Raw genomic sequence first — 1768 nt, 5'->3', positions numbered from 1 at the left:
ATCATCGGACGACGCAAACTCACAACTATAAACTGTTGTAGTTGTGCCTGTTGTTTGATCATTCTAGATAATCGTTCTACGTTTGCTCCGTCTAAGAACATATCTACTTCATCAAAGGCGTAAAACGGTGATGGACGGTAGCGTTGTAGGATAGTAAACAAGTAAAATTATCCAGAAGCGTAAAAGGGTTTAAATTGATTCATTGCGTTAATTAAATGATTGAAACCTAGAAATAAATTGGAATTAGGAAAAATATTTAGCCAGGGATAAACTAACCAAAATAGTAAAAGCGGTTGGACAATTAGACGAAAATTATTTAAAGTATTCTTCCATCCACAACCATGATTCCATTGCTGATGATGAGAAAAATCGGCAGAGCTAGTTTGTTTTATATGTGGTGTAATTTCACTCTTTTGAGTTAAAGCTAAAAAAGCTGGAGAATTTAAGCTAATCATGGTGTAAACACAGAAAATAATCTCCCACCATTTCTCAATATGTTGGAAATTAGTCAATCGATAATCTGTCCAGCCTAATTCTTGTTTACACTGCCGAAATCCATATTCTACCCATGTTCTTAATCCATATAGTTCGCCTAAAGTTTTCTTGAGATTCCCTTGAAGATTCGTCATGATAAATGTTGTAGAATTTTCCGGCATTGTTTCTGGGTCAGTAGTTATTTCCCAGTATGTTATGGCTCTTCTTTTACCATAAACTATCTCTCGAATGTATCTAGTTTCAGATTTTTGATTACTAAATGTTCTCTCAAATTTGCACCACTTATTAGCTCTAACGCTCTGCGACGATGGCAGCCAGACTCCATGATTACTTCTAATGGCTACAACATAAGCTAATTCATATTCATTTAGTTTTTTAATGAATTCGCTACTTTCACCATACAAACTATCCGCTAGTACCAATTCAATATTAAATCCCTGATTAATTAATTCTGTAATAATTTCTGACGCTAATTCTATTTTGGTTTTATATTTATCTCCTTCTTTTAGCGTCCCCTTCGGTTTAAATACTTTGAAACATAATGGAAATGTTATATTGTCATAAACTCCATAGGCATTGACTGTCACTATTCCATTATCTACTTTTCCTACGCTTCCTAGATATTGTCTTGCTACATAATCTGTCTTTTTACCTTTTTTCCTATCTCCCGTTTCATCTATTACTACGGTTATCGCCTGACCATTTAATGCTCTCTTTAACTTCTTTAATCTTCGGTTCTTTAATTTCTTTACTGACCAATCTGAATTAGCCATAAAATGATGTAATGATTGTGCCGAGTTTATACTTACTACTTTGGCTATTTCTGGTAGTGATTTTCTTTTTATTGGCGAAATTATCCCTAAATGCAAATATTTGAAGCATTCATAATTTCTTACTTCTTTAAACAGGTCTTTGTACTCTGCACAATATTCATCTACGAGCGCAACTGTTGGCTGGGCATCCCTTGGCAGATGTTTCAGGATTTGTAATTCTACATCCATTGCTCTACTTACCTTGTAGAGTTTTATCTTTCCTTTCTTCTATTCATTATATCCGGAAAGTGACAGAAGAGGGGTACAGCACTTTGTCTAACGGTTTGGTACATTAGAAGATAAAAGTAAAAAATCCGATGAAACCCTACTCAGTAGCTGTCTCTTATACACATCTAGATGTGTATAAGAGACAGCACCTGATAACATCGGGACTCCCCGGACAAAGGCCGCATTGCCTTTAACGCGAATATCTGCTCCCAAGCGATTTAACTCGGAAGCAT

Annotated in this window: 2 protein-coding genes and 1 pseudogene; all 3 read right to left on the bottom strand. The window is 35.3% G+C overall.

The window, feature by feature from the left end; genetic code table 11:
* Positions 1 to 149 (bottom strand): annotated as a pseudogene (locus NCWK1_RS30485) (hypothetical protein); the annotation flags it as partial.
* An 18-nt stretch (positions 150 to 167) separates the two neighbouring features.
* Positions 168 to 1496, bottom strand: coding sequence for an IS701 family transposase (locus NCWK1_RS28915; protein WP_103127052.1), 1329 nt, complete (start codon positions 1494 to 1496; stop codon positions 168 to 170).
* Between the two features lie 87 nt (positions 1497 to 1583).
* The coding region (locus NCWK1_RS28910; protein ID WP_146034068.1) for a hypothetical protein at positions 1584 to 1768 on the bottom strand (185 nt) is incomplete at its 5' end.

It is taken from the genome of Nostoc cycadae WK-1, assembly GCF_002897135.1.
In the GTDB taxonomy this organism is placed as follows: domain Bacteria; phylum Cyanobacteriota; class Cyanobacteriia; order Cyanobacteriales; family Nostocaceae; genus Nostoc_B.
The sequence above is the reverse complement of the archived record's forward strand: the minus strand, read 5'-3'. Positions and strand labels throughout refer to the sequence as shown.

Bases quoted from the DNA above. Each gene is read 5' to 3' on its own strand.
- NCWK1_RS28915 (WP_103127052.1), bottom strand. From the start codon at position 1,496: ATGGATGTAGAATTACAAATCCTGAAACATCTGCCAAGGGATGCCCAG.